Below are 14,522 nucleotides of genomic sequence, written 5' to 3'. Positions count from 1 at the left end.
ACATGCGCTTTGCCGTTCTCGGCAGCGGTAGCCAAGGGAACGGCACGCTGATCGCCAGCGCTGATACGTATGTGCTGGTGGATTGTGGTTTTTCCCTGCGGGAAACCGAAAAACGCCTGTTGCGCCTGGGTGTGAACCCGGCGCAACTGAGCGCGATACTCGTAACCCACGAACATGCCGACCACGTGCATGGCGTGGGTTTGCTGTCTCGGCGCTACAATCTTCCGGTCTACCTCAGTCGCGGCACACTGCGCGGGATGCGCAAACCGATCAAACCCGCAGGCTTTCTGGCCGGCGGCGAGCAACTGCAGATCGGCGCACTGAATATCGGGGTCATTGCCGTGGCCCATGATGCGCAAGAGCCGACACAGTATGTATTCAGTGATAACGAGCAGCGGCGCTTCGGCCTGCTGACCGACCTGGGTTCCTACTGCGAGCGGGTGCTGGACGGCTATCGGGATCTCGATGCGTTGATGATCGAGTCCAACCACTGTCGCGACATGCTGGCCCGTGGTCACTATCCGTACTTTCTCAAGCAACGGGTGGGCGGCGAACTGGGACATTTGAACAACCATCAGGCGGCATTCCTGGTGGCCGAGTTGGGGTGGCAGGGCTTGCAGCATCTGGTTCTCGCCCACCTGAGCAGCAAGAACAACCTGCCGCAGCTGGCCCGGCAATGTTTCGTCGACACCCTCGGGTGCGACCCGGACTGGCTGCAACTGGCCGATCAAGATTCAGGGCTCGACTGGCGCCATATCGCCTAGCCCATCTACTTAGCAAGCGGAGCCCATCATGGAAAAACGTGAAGAACTCTACCGCGGCAAAGCCAAATCGGTTTACAAGACCGACGACGCTGACCGCTTGATCCTGCTGTTTCGCAACGACACCTCGGCGTTCGACGGCAAGCGCATCGAGCAGCTCGACCGCAAAGGCATGGTGAACAACAAGTTCAACGCCTTCATCATGCAGAAACTCGAAGCGGCCGGCATTCCGACCCAATTCGACAAACTGCTGGGCGACAACGAGTGCCTGGTGAAGAAACTCGACATGATCCCGGTCGAGTGCGTCGTGCGTAACTACGCCGCCGGCAGCCTGGTAAAACGCCTGGGCGTCGAAGAGGGCATGAAGCTCAACCCGTACACCTTCGAGCTGTTCCTGAAGGACGACGCCAAGGGCGACCCGTTCATCAACGAATCCCACGTCGTGGCATTCGGCTGGGGCACCGCCGAGCAACTGGCGCGGATGAAAGAACTGTCGCTCAAGGTCAACGAAGTCCTGAGCAAACTGTTCGACGACGCCGGCCTGCTGCTGGTCGATTTCAAGCTTGAGTTCGGCGTGTTCAGCGACGGCTCGATCGTCCTGGGCGACGAGTTCAGCCCGGACGGCTGCCGTCTGTGGGACAAGGACACCAAGAAGAAAATGGACAAGGACCGCTTCCGCCAGGGCCTCGGTGACGTCATCGAAGCCTACGAAGAAGTCGCCAAGCGTCTGGGTGTACCGCTTTAATCGACGCAAGCATCTGATAGCACGGAGAAAATTTGCGAAAGAGGGTTTGCTTTCCGCAGAAGTGTTGTTATGATGCGCGCCGTTGGAGAGATGCCAGAGTGGCCGAATGGGACGGATTCGAAATCCGTTGTACCTTCACCGGTACCTAGGGTTCGAATCCCTATCTCTCCGCCATTATTGAACAAGACGAAGCCCCCGTAATCATTGATGATTACGGGGGCTTTTTCGTTTCCGTTGTTCTGATTAGGGCATTTTTAGGGCAAGGTGCACGCCTCTGAGGCTCTAATCAATCGCTCTGAGCCGTTCAATACCCGCACAGTGCTCTGGTGTGTCTCATCAGCAATCGCCACCTAGAGGCGCGCCACCTTCTTCAGGCACGGACGGTGAGCATTCCAACAGATGATTGAGTATCCGATCTGAGGATTGTCAAAAGACGTCCGGGCTGAATAGCAGGTGTCTACTGGACAGAATGATGGCAAATCAGTAGCTTTCAGTAATCTGGGTGCTATGGTCTTAAAGCCATTTCTTAATCGGGTCCTGGCATGCTCGAAGGTGTCGTCATAGCGGCACGCTTGCTAGCGGTCGACCGTTTCAATATTGATGGAGCTCCACACTTGTCAGATCAGCTTAGGAGAGCAAATGTTACTGACACGGTTAAGATGAGCTTGCTTTGCGAAGTCCAAGGACTTTGCCCGCTCTGCAGGCGAGCGCTCATGGTTAAGAAAGGCTCAAAACGTGTGCGGGTTTTCGACATCGCACATATCTATCCGCTAAATGCGACCGAACATGAAAAACATATATTAATCGCTGAAGAAGTGCTTTCAGATGATATCGATTGTGAAGAGAACTTTATCGCACTGTGTAAAGAGTGTCATAAAATTTATGATACTAAGAAGACAGTGCAGGAATACAGGCAACTGGTTGAGATAAAAAAGACAATCAACAAAATTAAAGCGCTTTCACAAACTTGGGATAGGCAAACTCTTCACAAGGATATAGCGCTTGTAGCTAGGGATTTGGAAACCCTTAGTGAGTTGGATATTAAAAATACAACTCTATCATTTGCTGCCTTAAAGCTTTCGCAGAAGAAAGATGAATCCCTAGGCATCATGAATGAAATGAAGATTGGGCAGTATATTCTGAGTTTTTTTGCTCCTATTAGGGAGTCCTTGAGAAAGCTAGAGTTAGAGGAAAAGGCCAAGTCTTTATTTATCTGTTCTCAGGTTAAGAGCTATTACACGCTGTTGTTAATGCAGGGTTTTGATCAAAGTCAAATATTTGAAGAGATGTGCGTATGGTTTATGACTAACACTGGGATCAAGGAACGATCTAAATCTGAAGTGTTGGTTTCTTATTTTATTCAGAATTGTGAGATTTTTTCTGATGATACTGCCTAATAAAATAATATCATTAGAGGATAGTTGTCTCCCTAAAGCAGCTAAGTTGCTGGAAGTTTTGAGAGATAATGATACTGTTCAAGCAGTGTATCTGAATCATAAGGATATATTTTTCGATGTGTCGGAGTTTATAGATGCTCTCGACTTGCTGTTTGTCTTAAAAAAAATAAACGTAAACTTCACCTCTGGGGTCATTCAGCTTGCTTAAATCTATCACATGCGAGAAATTGATCCAGTCCTCTATCCATTTCAAGTTAGGGCTGAATGCAGTTGTGGGTGCGGATGATGCGCATAACTCAATCGGTAAGTCATCAGTTTTGATGTTGATTGACTTTGCATTTGGTGGGAGCGACTTTCCGACAAAATGCGATGATGTAATTAAAAATGTTGGCCATTTAGAAGTGGTGATGGAATTTCAATTCGATAAAAGCTATCTCTTTATTCGAAATACCGAAACACCTGAGTCAGTTTATTGCTTTGAACAAGGGCGAATGCTCACGCTTCGAGAGTTTACTAGCTTTCTTAAAGATAACTATCTTACCAGTGTAAGCGAAATTTCATTTCGTGATTGTGTTAGCGGTTTCTTTAGAATTTATCAAAGAAATAACTACAACCACAAACGTCCCTTGGACCTAACCGTGCGGGAGAAATGGGAGGTTGTCAGAAAGCGTATTCTCAAAATGTTCAATATGTACTGGCTAATTTCTCAGCTGGAGCAGGAACGTGCCGGAGCTCAAAAAGCGCTAAAGGACATTAATGGTACATTTAACTCTGGTGCAGTAAAGAAAATCACAAAAGCGCAGGTATCTAAAAACGATTCAGTAATCAGTCAGCTTTTTTCTGAGGTTGAGAAGATTAAGCAGGCACTGAAGAGAAATGTTACGGATATACGCTCTATAATCAATGAGCAAAGTCTTGAGTTGAAGCTTCAAAAAGATGCCTTGGTAGAGTATAAGCTTGATCTCCAGACGCAGTTAAGCAGAGTGGAGTCAAACTTAGGTAATGCGAAGATTGTAAGTAGTAAGGATTTTCAATCGATACTCACTTTTTTTCCTGAAGTCGATTCGAAGAAACTGTTAGAGGTAGAATCCTTTCATTCAGGCATTACCAATATTCTGAAGGATCAGCTGAAAGCAGAACAAGTTGTTCTAATAGAAGCTTTAGGCGCTGCCCAAGCCGATATAGCCAAAGTTGATAACTCGCTCTTAAATCTCGTGGATTCCCGTGAGGATTCGGTTCATTTGTTAGAGCGCTTAATAGATCTCGATCGTCAGCAAAATGCTCTGATTCAGCAGAATCGATACTGGACGATGAGCGCAGAAGCAAAAAATGAAATCAAGAGATTAAAGGCTGATATTGACTCGGCGCTAGAGAGTTCGGTTGCAGAGATAGAAGTCGGACTTAATGCAGGAATCGAAGAAGAAATAACAAAAATTTATAGCAATAAAGCTATTTCACCGGTGCTTACACTAGGTGAGAAAGATTATAAATTTGATCATGGCGATGATCGGGGAACCGGGAAAGGTTTTGCAAACATGATCGCCCTAGATCTGACGTTCCTCCGGTTAACTGTTCTTCCGATAATTATTCATGATAGTCTGTTATTCAAAAATATGGATACACCTGCAATAGAGCATTTGGTGGAGATCTACAGCTCTTTTAGTAAGCAGGTTTTTATTTCGATTGATGAAGTTAGCAAGTATCAGGCGGGTGTGCGGAAAATAATCACTGAAGCAATGTTTCTTAAGCTGGATAAAGATCGTATGGCATTCAATGTTAAATGGAAGAACGCGAAGTGACAGCCGTTCTTCATAATGTTTAACTGTCGATTTTTTGAGCTTAATCTTGGCGAAAACCCAACATTTTCGAGACTATACCCGCCATGCTTTTAGTGTCCTTCGGTATCCATCTACCGTAGTGTTTTCTCACCATTGTTGTGTCGGCGTGCCCAAGCTGCCTGGCCACCCATTCGACTGGCACATAGCTCGACAGCATCTGGCTGGCAAACGTGTGGCGACACTGATTGGCACCTCTGTGGCGGACTTCGGCCTTTTTCAGGTGGGCGGTAAACCAGTTGCTCAATGTTTTACCACTCCAGAGTAAGCCGCTGGTGGAGCTGCGAAAAAGGAATCTCACTTTCATTTTTTTGGAAGTGATGTTGTCGCGTTGGATAACGGTGATCTCTTCGGCTTGTGCGTCCTTGGCGGCGGCGACAATCTCCCTCATGAGTTTGAGGGCAGGGTCTATCAACTCAACGACTCGTACCCTTGAGCGTTCTTTGGGGACTTTAAATTCTCCTACGACCAATGCCCGCCGGACGTGTACCAGGCCGGCTTGAAGGTCGACGTCTTCAGCAGCCAGTCCGATAAGCTCGGACAGAGACAGCCCGGTCCAGCAGTTGAACTCGATCATTCGGGCATCAGCTCGCCGGCTAGGGTCCGCTTTACCAATCAACTCGATCTCGGTGCGGCTGAAGGGGTCAGCATGCTCGAGGTCGACGTCCGACCCGACGTTGCTTATCCGGTCGAGCGGGTTCGCTTTCAGTATTCCGTCACCGAATGCGTCGGCCCAGACTCCGCGAACGACAGTGAAAATGTCGTTCACTGTCTTCGGGGCCAGGCCTTGCTTCAGCAACTGAGCTTGAAACAGCTCGATGTCGCTCTTGCTGATGTCGACGATTCGACGCTTACCGAATTTATTCTCAACGTGTACTGCTTTGCTCACGTAGTTGACGACGGTGCTTGAAGCTTTGAGCGCGCGCTGAACCTCTAGCCAGCGATCAATACCTTCCTTCACTGTACGCTTCAGCGAAGGGCCGCCAGTGCCTGTGAACATTGCAGCCCTGGGTGATTTCGGAAAGTGTGCCGCGTAGTCGAAGCGACCTTCTTTGATTTCGGTGAGGATGGTCCGACGCTTGTTATCCGCATACGCAATAGCGGCCTTGTTTACTTTCGAGATCCCTTCCAGTGGCTCCCGGCACCGTTGGCCATTGAAGATGAACCAGATACGCAACTGCTTGCCGTTCATCTCAACGCCGGTCGGCATCTTATCGATCATGGTTTCCCTTCCATCCAGCGCTCAATGGCTGCGCGGTTGTAGACGATTACATTGGCAGGGTCATACCGCCAGTGCTTGCCTTCAAGCCACAGGCCTCGGGTGCGGTACTTGCGGACTGCTTCGGTACTCAGGCCGAAAACCGGGTACAGCAAGTCTTGGCGGAACCAGGCGCCCGGTGTGATGTGAAAGTCGATTTTCTCTGCTGCACTCATTGTGATTTCTCCGCTGCTCGCCGGGCGATACCTTCAGCTTGGCGCTGCTTGCTGCATTGTTGATGGTTGCCATGTGCTCGCGAGGTGTCGCACTTGTCGCAGATGGTTTGTAAGTCGAGAGGTGGCATTTGCCCTCGGCGAATTCGAACCGTTCGGCGTAGCGCTGTCATGTGGTCACCGGAGCAAGAAGGGTTGCCATGGCAAGCGCTTTATCTCGCAGCTCAATCGTGTCTCTTTCAAGTTTTTTACCAGTGCGGAAGGCGGCGAACGTCTCGGCGGCAATCCGAAGCTTCTCGGCGATGTTGAGTAGCGTCTGGCGTTCGGTTTCGCCGAGTGCCAGTCCTTCTTGAAGACGCTTGCTGAATCGCGCCAGGCGGGCGTGGTCAGCCTTTATGAAGTCGAGGGAAGCCTTCAATTCGCGAATGGTCTTTGCGCTTTCGGCGCGTTGGATCGCATCGCTTTCTCTCATGCCTGCGGACATACCGTCGTTATGCCCCATGAAATAACCGGCCCAGACAAGTAGTCCGGCCAAGACGATCAGGGCGATGAGTGCGCAGATTTGAATTGCAGTCATGTGCTGTGTACCTCAGTAGATCCCTCCGCAGGGATACTTGGTGAGAGGCCGGCGGAGGGGTGTTGGATGGGTGGTTAGCCCAAGTTGAAATTGCCGATAGTCAATTGCGCGCTGCCCCCGACTTCGTGCTGCACGACTTCTTTGAATTCTTGTGCCAAGTCTTCGCGAAGCTGTTCTTCTCCAATCCAGCGCAGGCGCAGCAGGGGTTTGTCCCCGCCGGTGAGAACTGCTACACGCAGGCGGATGATCTGGACTTTCAGCCCTTCATATGGCTCGACCGTGAACAGGAATTCAGCAGGCAATCCTTCTGAGGACTTGGCCTCAATCTGGTCCATCGCTGAACGAGAGGCGCTTAGGTCGCCGACGATGTGTTCGCTCTTGCGTGCTTGCTCGATGCTGATGGAGCGGATGGCGCTCGCGGCTTTACGCAAATCGATGGGACTGTCATCGGCCGCGAGGGCTTGGAGATTCGATGCCCAATCCTCGATCCAGTCGCTGAGTTCTTTCTGAGCGAACTGAATGGTGGCGGCACGCTCCAGCGCCCGGAACGCAGCAGTTTTTCTCAAGTTCAGGGTGGCGGTGAAGTCGCCGTGCCCTGGTGATTTGGTGTCGCCCAGGTTGAAAATGACTGTGCACGACATTGCTTCGGCGTCCACAAAACCAGACGCGACAACCTCGGCACTTTGCGTCATTACGTAATTGCCGAAGTCCAGCAGCGAGTGTGTGGTGAGAGCGCCACGGAACCGGCTGCGAGCAGCTTGAAATTTCTCGATGCTGTGGATCTTCTGGTCAGACGGCAATACTAGCGCTGGGGTGAAAGTATCCAGCGGCTTGGCATAGGCCAATACTGCGGTGTCCTGAATCAACTGAATTGCTTTGGCTTCCATTGAATCGACTTCCTTTGGTGAGAGGTTTGGAATCGAACGGTTTAGGACTTTGCGTGAATCGGTGCGTCGTCGCGGTCGAATAGCTGACCGGCGCGGGGGGCTTCGGCGAACAAAGTCAGGCGCCCGCCCTCATTGACGTGCATCGGGGTGTCGAGGGTGGTGTCCTCGGTACGACTGCCGCGTTTGGTCGGCACCTTGTAGGCGAGCTTGTGATTGACGGTGACTTGATGACTGTTGGCGATCTGCTTCAAGGTGAAGGTCAGCGTGACCGAGCCAACCTTGCCGTTATCAACAACTCCTGATGCCACTTCAGAAAGGGCGTGACCGATTTGATTGGCGAAGACGCCTGCGTTGAGTTCGCCGATGAATTCGGCCGTATCCGTAGGTTTCATGTGCTGTGCCTATTGATGTGCGAATTGTTTGCCTCTGGACGGCAGAGGCGACCGTTGAAATCAAGCCGCTTGCTTCGCCGCTTGGGCGTCGAGGAACTCGGCCAGGTCGTGCAGGTACACCACTCGTTGAGCGCGAGCCGACCCGTGCAGACGCTTCACGACCAGCGCGATACGACCTGCCTTGATCTCGGCCAGTAGGTAGCGGTCGGTGCGAATGTGCGCGAAGTACTGTTCCCGAACTGCCGCCAGGGTCGGGCACGGAGTAGCGAACTGACGTCGCAATTGTTCAAGTGTGTTGCTCACGCTGCGTTCTCCCCGAACCCCTCCGATGGGGGCAGCAACTTGAGGCGAATCAGCTCAGCGAGGCCTTCCTTACTTTTGCCCATTGCAGCCGCACAAATGTTGCCCTTGGCGTCAGCCACCACCGCGCCGAATGGGAACTCAGGCGAGTTGGTCGGCGTAACGTAGGCGACTTGCCCGTCAAGGATCACGTTGTTGACGCAGCGGAATACCTCGGCCAACTCGGTGCTTAGCACTGGCATGCTTTCCAGTAATTGGATGGCTTCCGTCGAGGCGCCAACGAGCGTTGCGCGGCTGACGACCCCCGGGCAGTTCAAGTAGATCGGGATCAGCTTCAGGGCGCCGAGGGCTTGCGTGTAGGCATTGAGGTTGTTGGTTTTCATGCAGCGGCGTCCTTTTTGGTAATGATGATTCCTAGCTTCTTGGCCAGCCATTCGATCCCTTCTTCCTTCACCATCACCACGGAGTAATGACGGCACTTGTTGAGGGACGGAATCACGGTGCTGCGCGGATCCGAATACAGATAGCCGCGATCACGGTGCTGGCTGGCTAGATCGCCACTGCTGTTCAGAATGCTCAGCTCGCGCAACCTGGTGCGGAAGGCGCGGGGTTTGAGTCCGAGCAATGCGGCTGTTTCGTCCAGGGTGCGATTCATGGCGCAGTCCTCAGGCAGCGATCAGTTTGCGAACGCGGGCAAGCAATGCTTCCGAGTCCGCAAGTGCTCGATCAATTTGCGCCAGTCGGCCGGACTGCTCGGGTGGCGCGGGTTGAGCTGATTCAATTCGGCCGTTCGCAATGTCCTGGATGAAATCCCGCAGGTGCAGGTGATTGGCTCGGTCCGACCGCTTGAGGGTCAGTTCGCCGGTGTGACCTCCCAATTCAACGCTGACGACTGCGCTGTTTTGAGTGAGCTCCACCTCAAAGCTTGCATAGATGGTTTGCTCTGGTCGTTGAAGAGGGCACACGGCACCTCCACCAACCTGGAGCATGTGATGCAACAGGTCTTGTTTAGTGAGGGGGATGAGGTAGTTATTCATGCCGCATCGTCTCCGAGCGGCCCGGCAGTGGCTTCGGATGCGTTAGCGATAATGACTGGCCTGATAGCGGCGGTACGGCCCTTAGGGTTGCTGACGACGAGAAGCCCCGTGCGAAGCTGTAGGTCTTCAACTGCGGCGCGACTGCTGCATGTGGAGGGGTGCAGGTAAACAGGGCAGCGGGTGTCGCTTTGCTGTGTGATTTGCATGGGTTGATCTCTTTGGTGAGAGGTAGATTCCGATGCAAAATTAGTGTTACTGATTTAATATGTCAACAGTATCACTTATAAAAATTGGTAAATAAAATTAGTAGACGAAAAAAGACCCTTACGGGCCTTTGGGGAGATCTCTTAAAGCATTACCGAATACCAGAAAACCTTCCCGATGATACGAATGTGCTGTTGGACGTAGTCGCCATCGTAGCGTTCGTCCGGGTGTTCCTCGGTGTTGTAGCTTCGAAGGCGCAAACCTGAGCCTGGCAATCGATAGAGAAGCTTCACGCGCAACTGTCCGTCATGATCAATGGCGTACATCTTGCCGTCCTGAACGACTGTATTCGCGGTGTCTACACCCACGGTACTGCCATCCGGAAGCACTGGCTCCATGCTGTTCCCAGTTACTGGAGCGCAACCTGCAGAAGCAGGATCGATGCTTTTTCTTTTGAGAGTACGTTTCCCGAAGCGAAGCTTACGTCCGTTTGTTTCAAGCCTAACCTGAGATCCATTACCCGCAGACAATTCCACTTCCTTAAAGAATGGCAGCTCTACTTCATCAGGCCCGAGCGGGGTCTCGTCATCCCACACTTCAATCTGATGCATTTCCCAGTCGGGGGTTCTCGAGCTTTCATTGCCGCCCTGCGAATGCCGCAGGCGGGGCATTTCGGCGAGAGCAGCGAGACGTGGACTTACCTCTTCAAGCGAAAAGCCCAAGACATTCGAAAATTTGATCAGCGCTCCGATGTTGAGAGGGATTCGGCCATTTAAGTATTGGCTGACAACGCTTTGCCCAGCCCATTCGCACAGATCGGCGATTTTGTCCTGGGTAAGGGAGGGATCATGCCGTTTGCGGTCCTGATAAATAGCCTTCAAGCGCATGGCTTCGGCTTTTCGGGTCTCGTCGTCGGCAGAAAAGGGTATCGAGGTAATCATGCATCCCAATTTATAAGGAAGACTTATTTTATCAAAACAGCAGAACGTCTTTTTTTCTTGCTGTTTAAAAGAAGTAACACTAATATTCATGCCGCAACGCCCATTCGAGGAAACGTGGATGGCAAACGAAATAGGAATTCCCTTGGGAGATTTCGCCGAGGGTAAGACTCAACCAGAGCTGGCTTTACTGATCGGGGTATCGCAAAGCGCTGTCTCTCAAATGCTCAACTCAGCTCGGGACATTCGAGTTCGGGTTGATGAGAAGGGGGCCTGTACAGCGGTAGAGATTCGTCCAATCGGATCGCGCCGCAAGGCCAGGGCCGCTTAAAAGGTGTCGAGCTGGGGCCTCTCACCAAAGAATCCCCCAGCCCGACTACGACGATACACAGCACATGCACATCGGTCGTGGTCATAGGATAGGGTTTGCCCTGGGCTATGGCTACACCGTAAATAGGGGATTTACGGTTATGAGTCGCACAGATCTTTTGCCGGACGCTGGTCCGGTCCTGCCACTACGCCAAGCGATTTATCGCGCTGGTCGTGACTACAAGGGCGGAATCACCGCCCTTGCCTTTGAAATGGTGTTGGACAACGACACCCTCCAGAAAAAACTCAAACTCGATGAAGAACGCCGCTGGTTAAATCCCGATGAGCTTGAGGAAGTGATCAGGCTGACGGCTGATTCGCGCTTACTGGACGCATTAATGCGTCCAGCAGGTGCAGTTTGGTACCGCCCAGTGCCAGTACCGGCAACGCGTGATGCCCTGAAAGCCGTTGGCAAGTTGCTCGGTGAGACAGGTGAATTCGTGGCAAAGATGCATGACGGCGCCGCGGATAATGTTTGGGAGCTTCACGAAGTTGTTGATCTCGAAAAGCACGGTATGGATGTGATACGCGAAGTCCTTGGAATCATGGCGGGCGCTCGTCAGGCGATGGAGGATCGCATCAATGGCTGATGATATCGACCGCGCAAACGAGCAGGCGCAATACTTGCTTGATGTTGCTATTCATCGCAGTCGCCGCGTGCCATCGAGCCGCGTTAGCGCGCAGTTCTGTGGCGACTGCGACGAACCAATCCCGTTGCTTCGACAGCAGAAGGTTGAAGGTTGCGAGACCTGCGTCTCTTGCCAGGAGTTGCGGGAGGCCCGGCGATGAGTGAATCGGGCAAAGGAACAGCCATCGCTACATGGGCAAAGCGTTACATCAATACTTTTGACTTGGCACTCGTATCGATTGATCCAGGTGAAAAGGCTCCGAAAGGCCTAGGGTGGAATAAGCCCGGAGGCTATATCACCGACGCCGACACGGCCGAGGCGTTTTGGCAACGAAACCCAAATCACAACCTTGGCGTCGTGCTGGGGCCGAGCCGCGTTTGTTCATTGGATGTTGATGACGTCCAATGGACGCGACATGTTCTGTATGAACTGTTGGGCCTTGACCTTGATGCGATGGCAGTGGTGTTCCCGACTATCGTCGGGAATCCGCTGCGATTCCGAGTGGTGTTCAAGGTGCCGGAAGGCATCGAACTCACGCGTCATTCACTTTCATGGCCGAATGAAAAAGACCCGGACGGTTCGATTTTCAAAGGGTTGATGGACAAGGCCAAGGCTGCGAAAGAGCAGGGTGATCTTGCCGCAGAAGCTGCTGCACGAACCGAAGCCGAGCCGTTCAAACGCTTCACGGTCTTTGAACTACGTGCGGGATTGGTGCAAGACGTATTTCCACCATCAATTCATCCCGGTACCGGCAAACCTTACATCTGGAAAACCGCTCCAAGTGCTACTGACGGGCTGCCGACGCTGACCAACGAGCTGCTTACCATTTGGCAGAATTGGGAGTTTTTTAAGCGAGATGCTGAAGCTGCGTGTCCATGGGCGGTTGCGCCACCGAAGCCACCGGTCAAAGCCCAAAAGCGTCCTGCACTCGGTAGCGGCAAACGGCCCTCGGTAATTGATGAATTCAACCGTTGTCACGATGTTGCGGAGCTTCTTCGTGCCCATGGATACATCAAGCGAGGCAATAAGTGGCTGTACCCTCAAAGCAGCACCGGTCTGCCAGGGGTGACGATCAGTGAGGGCAAGGTTTACTCTCACCACGGTGCCGATCCGCTCGCGAACGGGCATCAGAACGACGCCTTCGAAGTCTTCTGTTTACTCGAGCACGGCGGCGATCAGTCGAAGGCTGTGAAGGATGCTGCGCGGATGCTTGGAATGCAGCACTCGGCGCGACCTGATCCGAGCGATCTTCCCCCGCCCCCATCCGGTGATTCCAGCGGGCCGATCCCGGTCGAGACGGACGCCCAAAGCGAGGCTGCTCCTGCACCTGACGGGGGGGCGGGGGAGGTCATGACACTCGACCACATTCTTCGTCGTTTCGCCTTGGTCGAGGGCACCACTCACGTTTGGGACTGCGACCAATCGAAGGTAATGAAGAAGTCCGCCTTCGAAGCTCGGGTGGGCAAACCGCTCGCTAAAGCATGGTTGGAAGACACAGGAAAGAGGCTGATTTCTGACGACCATGTTCGCGAGATCGAGCAGGCGCGCCGGATGGCTGGGAAGAAAGGTGGCGCATTCGGCATGTCTCCTACCGATCGCTATGTGTACATCGATGGCACCAAAGACGTATGGGACCGCGAGAAGAAACGGCGAATTGCCGAGGGCGCGGTCAAGATGGCTCTGGGTGACACTTACCCGTTGTGGCTAAACAGCAGCGAACGCCGCACCGTCGATGTTGAACACATCGTGTTTGATCCGACCATGACGAAGGATCCAGCGGTGTACATCAATACCTTTGACGGTTTGCCGCTTGAGCCAGTGAGGGATGACGCAGCCTGTGCCAACCTGCGTTGGCTGATCTCATTTCTTTGTAACCATGATGAAGCGGCTACCGATTGGCTAACTCGTTGGTTGGCTTATCCGCTGCAGCACTTGGGCGCCAAGATGGATACGGCTGTGTTGATGCATTCGATTATGGAAGGTTCGGGTAAGAGCCTCCTGTTTGCTGACGCGCTTGGCATGCTCTACGGCCAATACGCGGCGACTGTTGGTCAGACGCAGTTGGAGAGCAGTTTCAACGCATGGCAAAGCCGCAAGCTGTGGTCAGTTTTCGAAGAGGTTGTCAGTCGCGATCAGCGTTACAACCAAGTGGGCAAGATCAAGCATCTGATCACCGGCAAAACAGTGCGTATGGAATCGAAGTTCATCAATGGCTGGGAAGAAGCCAACCATATGAACGCGGTGTTTCTAAGCAACGAGATTCTTCCGTGGCCTATCAGCGACAGTGATCGGCGAATGCTGGTCATGTGGCCAATGGAAACACTGCCAGTCCCCCGGCAAAAGGCTATTGGTCGTGAGCTAGAGCAGGGTGGTGTTGCGGCGCTATACGGTTGGTTGCTATCGGTCGATCTAGGCGACTTCAACCAGCGCACTCGGCCACCATCGACCGACGCACGTGAGCGTTTGGTGGCATTGAGTCGCGCGGGCTGGCAAACCTTTTTGCACCTTTGGAAATACAGCGAGTTGGGCCACGGTCTTTGGGGGCCGTGTCTGTCGACTGACCTCTATTCGCTTTTTCTCGAATGGTGCCAACGCAACAAGGAGCACGTGATGAGTCAGACGAAGTTCTCTCTGTTCATCAGTTCCGAAGTGGATAAGACGCGGGCGATACCCTGGACTGACGGAAATAACCGCCGCTTCGGCGCGTTTTTCTTTCCTGTTGATTTGGATGCTTCCCCGCCCCCATCACTCAAGGCGGCGGAGCTGGGCAAGCAGGTGGAAAACTGGCGGGCCAAGGCCAAGCTGGCGGGCTGGCACGTGGACAGTTGGGATCACATCAAGGCGCTTGCAGCATGACTACTTCCAAAAGTGTGTTGGGTGTGTCGAGTGTGTGTCGGGTTGGTTTTGAATACCCCACACAATATAGGTGCCCGAATTACGTGGCTTCGCGGGTGTTGTGTGGGGTGTGTTGGGTTTCGTGTCGCGCACGCGCATGCATGACGTTGTTTGCATCGAATTCA

The 14,522-nt window shown here is 52.7% G+C and carries 19 protein-coding genes and 1 tRNA gene; 10 read left to right on the top strand and 10 right to left on the bottom strand.

Features of this window, described 5'->3' with window-relative positions; translation table 11 throughout:
• Positions 1-2 precede the first annotated feature (2 nt).
• The 6 genes from JFU48_RS00240 to JFU48_RS00220 all read left to right on the top strand — a co-directional run bounded on the left by JFU48_RS00240 (position 3) and on the right by JFU48_RS00220 (position 4,702).
• Positions 3-764 carry an MBL fold metallo-hydrolase gene (locus JFU48_RS00240; protein ID WP_201135569.1) on the top strand — a complete coding sequence of 254 codons (762 nt, stop codon included), beginning with the start codon at positions 3-5 and terminating at the stop codon, positions 762-764.
• Positions 765-792: 28 nt separating this feature from the next.
• Positions 793-1,506: a phosphoribosylaminoimidazolesuccinocarboxamide synthase gene (purC, locus tag JFU48_RS00235; protein ID WP_003222578.1), complete on the top strand. Its 714-nt coding sequence runs from the start codon at positions 793-795 to the stop codon at positions 1,504-1,506.
• A gap of 84 nt (positions 1,507-1,590) precedes the next feature.
• Positions 1,591-1,680, top strand: a tRNA-Ser gene (locus JFU48_RS00230).
• A 368-nt stretch (positions 1,681-2,048) separates the two neighbouring features.
• Positions 2,049-2,903, top strand: coding sequence for an ABC-three component system protein (locus tag JFU48_RS00225; RefSeq protein ID WP_201135568.1), 855 nt, complete (start codon positions 2,049-2,051; stop codon positions 2,901-2,903).
• The gene (locus JFU48_RS30425) at positions 2,890-3,111 is read left to right on the top strand and encodes an ABC-three component system middle component 7 (protein WP_446739763.1); all 222 of its coding nucleotides are present in this window, start codon (positions 2,890-2,892) and stop codon (positions 3,109-3,111) included. Before JFU48_RS00225 ends, JFU48_RS30425 begins: the two co-directional genes overlap by 14 nt.
• A 19-nt stretch (positions 3,112-3,130) precedes the next feature.
• Positions 3,131-4,702: a DUF2326 domain-containing protein gene (locus JFU48_RS00220; protein ID WP_201135567.1), complete on the top strand. Its 1,572-nt coding sequence runs from the start codon at positions 3,131-3,133 to the stop codon at positions 4,700-4,702.
• A gap of 40 nt (positions 4,703-4,742) precedes the next feature.
• On the opposite strand, the gene JFU48_RS00215 is transcribed toward JFU48_RS00220, so the two are convergent.
• The 10 genes from JFU48_RS00215 to JFU48_RS00170 all read right to left on the bottom strand — a co-directional run bounded on the left by JFU48_RS00215 (position 4,743) and on the right by JFU48_RS00170 (position 10,507).
• Positions 4,743-5,960, bottom strand: a complete 1,218-nt coding sequence (locus tag JFU48_RS00215; RefSeq protein ID WP_201135566.1) for an Arm DNA-binding domain-containing protein — start codon at positions 5,958-5,960, stop codon at positions 4,743-4,745.
• Positions 5,957-6,172: an excisionase family protein gene (gene xisR, locus JFU48_RS00210; protein WP_073473060.1), complete on the bottom strand. Its 216-nt coding sequence runs from the start codon at positions 6,170-6,172 to the stop codon at positions 5,957-5,959. Before xisR ends, JFU48_RS00215 begins: the two co-directional genes overlap by 4 nt.
• A 166-nt stretch (positions 6,173-6,338) precedes the next feature.
• Positions 6,339-6,746: a hypothetical protein gene (locus JFU48_RS00205; protein WP_201135565.1), complete on the bottom strand. Its 408-nt coding sequence runs from the start codon at positions 6,744-6,746 to the stop codon at positions 6,339-6,341.
• 74 nt (positions 6,747-6,820) lie between these two features.
• Complete coding sequence (locus tag JFU48_RS00200) at positions 6,821-7,633, bottom strand: DUF2303 family protein (RefSeq protein ID WP_201135564.1); 813 nt, start codon at positions 7,631-7,633, stop codon at positions 6,821-6,823.
• A 41-nt stretch (positions 7,634-7,674) separates the two neighbouring features.
• Positions 7,675-8,025: a hypothetical protein gene (locus tag JFU48_RS00195; protein ID WP_201135563.1), complete on the bottom strand. Its 351-nt coding sequence runs from the start codon at positions 8,023-8,025 to the stop codon at positions 7,675-7,677.
• 60 nt (positions 8,026-8,085) lie between these two features.
• Positions 8,086-8,328 (bottom strand): pyocin activator PrtN family protein, encoded by a 243-nt coding sequence (locus JFU48_RS00190; protein WP_073473050.1) that lies wholly within the window; start codon positions 8,326-8,328, stop codon positions 8,086-8,088.
• Positions 8,325-8,708 (bottom strand): hypothetical protein, encoded by a 384-nt coding sequence (locus JFU48_RS00185; protein WP_201135562.1) that lies wholly within the window; start codon positions 8,706-8,708, stop codon positions 8,325-8,327. The genes JFU48_RS00190 and JFU48_RS00185 overlap by 4 nt, the downstream gene beginning before the upstream one ends.
• Complete coding sequence (locus JFU48_RS00180) at positions 8,705-8,980, bottom strand: hypothetical protein (RefSeq protein WP_034156305.1); 276 nt, start codon at positions 8,978-8,980, stop codon at positions 8,705-8,707. The genes JFU48_RS00185 and JFU48_RS00180 overlap by 4 nt, the downstream gene beginning before the upstream one ends.
• Positions 8,981-8,990: 10 nt before the next feature.
• Positions 8,991-9,362, bottom strand: coding sequence for a hypothetical protein (locus JFU48_RS00175; protein WP_201135561.1), 372 nt, complete (start codon positions 9,360-9,362; stop codon positions 8,991-8,993).
• 347 nt (positions 9,363-9,709) lie between these two features.
• Positions 9,710-10,507: a LexA family transcriptional regulator gene (locus tag JFU48_RS00170; protein ID WP_242486647.1), complete on the bottom strand. Its 798-nt coding sequence runs from the start codon at positions 10,505-10,507 to the stop codon at positions 9,710-9,712.
• 88 nt (positions 10,508-10,595) lie between these two features.
• Between JFU48_RS00170 and JFU48_RS30420 the strand changes: the two genes are divergently transcribed.
• From JFU48_RS30420 to JFU48_RS00150, 4 genes are all read left to right on the top strand, one after another.
• Positions 10,596-10,835 (top strand): Cro/CI family transcriptional regulator, encoded by a 240-nt coding sequence (locus tag JFU48_RS30420; RefSeq protein ID WP_446739762.1) that lies wholly within the window; start codon positions 10,596-10,598, stop codon positions 10,833-10,835.
• 139 nt (positions 10,836-10,974) lie between these two features.
• On the top strand, positions 10,975-11,463 hold the full coding sequence (locus JFU48_RS00160; RefSeq protein ID WP_201137039.1) for a phage regulatory CII family protein: 489 nt from the start codon (positions 10,975-10,977) through the stop codon (positions 11,461-11,463).
• Positions 11,456-11,662, top strand: a complete 207-nt coding sequence (locus JFU48_RS00155) for a TraR/DksA C4-type zinc finger protein (protein WP_201135559.1) — start codon at positions 11,456-11,458, stop codon at positions 11,660-11,662. Before JFU48_RS00160 ends, JFU48_RS00155 begins: the two co-directional genes overlap by 8 nt.
• Complete coding sequence (locus JFU48_RS00150; protein WP_201135558.1) at positions 11,659-14,358, top strand: DUF5906 domain-containing protein; 2,700 nt, start codon at positions 11,659-11,661, stop codon at positions 14,356-14,358. Before JFU48_RS00155 ends, JFU48_RS00150 begins: the two co-directional genes overlap by 4 nt.
• Positions 14,359-14,522: the final 164 nt, after the last annotated feature.

The organism is Pseudomonas sp. TH49 (assembly GCF_016650625.1).
In the GTDB taxonomy this organism is placed as follows: Bacteria; Pseudomonadota; Gammaproteobacteria; order Pseudomonadales; family Pseudomonadaceae; genus Aquipseudomonas; species Aquipseudomonas fluorescens_H.
The sequence above is the reverse complement of the archived record's forward strand: the minus strand, read 5'-3'. Positions and strand labels throughout refer to the sequence as shown.

Excerpts from the sequence above, each read along its gene's own strand:
- purC (WP_003222578.1), top strand. The coding sequence starts at position 793 with ATGGAAAAACGTGAAGAACTCTACCGCGGCAAAGCCAAATCGGTTTAC.
- JFU48_RS30420 (WP_446739762.1), top strand. The coding sequence starts at position 10,596 with ATGCCGCAACGCCCATTCGAGGAAACGTGGATGGCAAACGAAATAGGA.
- JFU48_RS00215 (WP_201135566.1), bottom strand. The coding sequence starts at position 5,960 with ATGATCGATAAGATGCCGACCGGCGTTGAGATGAACGGCAAGCAGTTG.
- JFU48_RS00200 (WP_201135564.1), bottom strand. The coding sequence starts at position 7,633 with ATGGAAGCCAAAGCAATTCAGTTGATTCAGGACACCGCAGTATTGGCC.
- JFU48_RS00155 (WP_201135559.1), top strand. The coding sequence starts at position 11,456 with ATGGCTGATGATATCGACCGCGCAAACGAGCAGGCGCAATACTTGCTT.
- JFU48_RS00175 (WP_201135561.1), bottom strand. The coding sequence starts at position 9,362 with ATGAATAACTACCTCATCCCCCTCACTAAACAAGACCTGTTGCATCAC.
- JFU48_RS00150 (WP_201135558.1), top strand. The coding sequence starts at position 11,659 with ATGAGTGAATCGGGCAAAGGAACAGCCATCGCTACATGGGCAAAGCGT.
- JFU48_RS30425 (WP_446739763.1), top strand. The coding sequence starts at position 2,890 with ATGATACTGCCTAATAAAATAATATCATTAGAGGATAGTTGTCTCCCT.
- JFU48_RS00185 (WP_201135562.1), bottom strand. The coding sequence starts at position 8,708 with ATGAAAACCAACAACCTCAATGCCTACACGCAAGCCCTCGGCGCCCTG.
- JFU48_RS00160 (WP_201137039.1), top strand. The coding sequence starts at position 10,975 with ATGAGTCGCACAGATCTTTTGCCGGACGCTGGTCCGGTCCTGCCACTA.
- JFU48_RS00195 (WP_201135563.1), bottom strand. The coding sequence starts at position 8,025 with ATGAAACCTACGGATACGGCCGAATTCATCGGCGAACTCAACGCAGGC.
- JFU48_RS00170 (WP_242486647.1), bottom strand. The coding sequence starts at position 10,507 with ATGATTACCTCGATACCCTTTTCTGCCGACGACGAGACCCGAAAAGCC.
- JFU48_RS00225 (WP_201135568.1), top strand. The coding sequence starts at position 2,049 with ATGCTCGAAGGTGTCGTCATAGCGGCACGCTTGCTAGCGGTCGACCGT.
- xisR (WP_073473060.1), bottom strand. The coding sequence starts at position 6,172 with ATGAGTGCAGCAGAGAAAATCGACTTTCACATCACACCGGGCGCCTGG.
- JFU48_RS00180 (WP_034156305.1), bottom strand. The coding sequence starts at position 8,980 with ATGAATCGCACCCTGGACGAAACAGCCGCATTGCTCGGACTCAAACCC.
- JFU48_RS00205 (WP_201135565.1), bottom strand. The coding sequence starts at position 6,746 with ATGACTGCAATTCAAATCTGCGCACTCATCGCCCTGATCGTCTTGGCC.
- JFU48_RS00240 (WP_201135569.1), top strand. The coding sequence starts at position 3 with ATGCGCTTTGCCGTTCTCGGCAGCGGTAGCCAAGGGAACGGCACGCTG.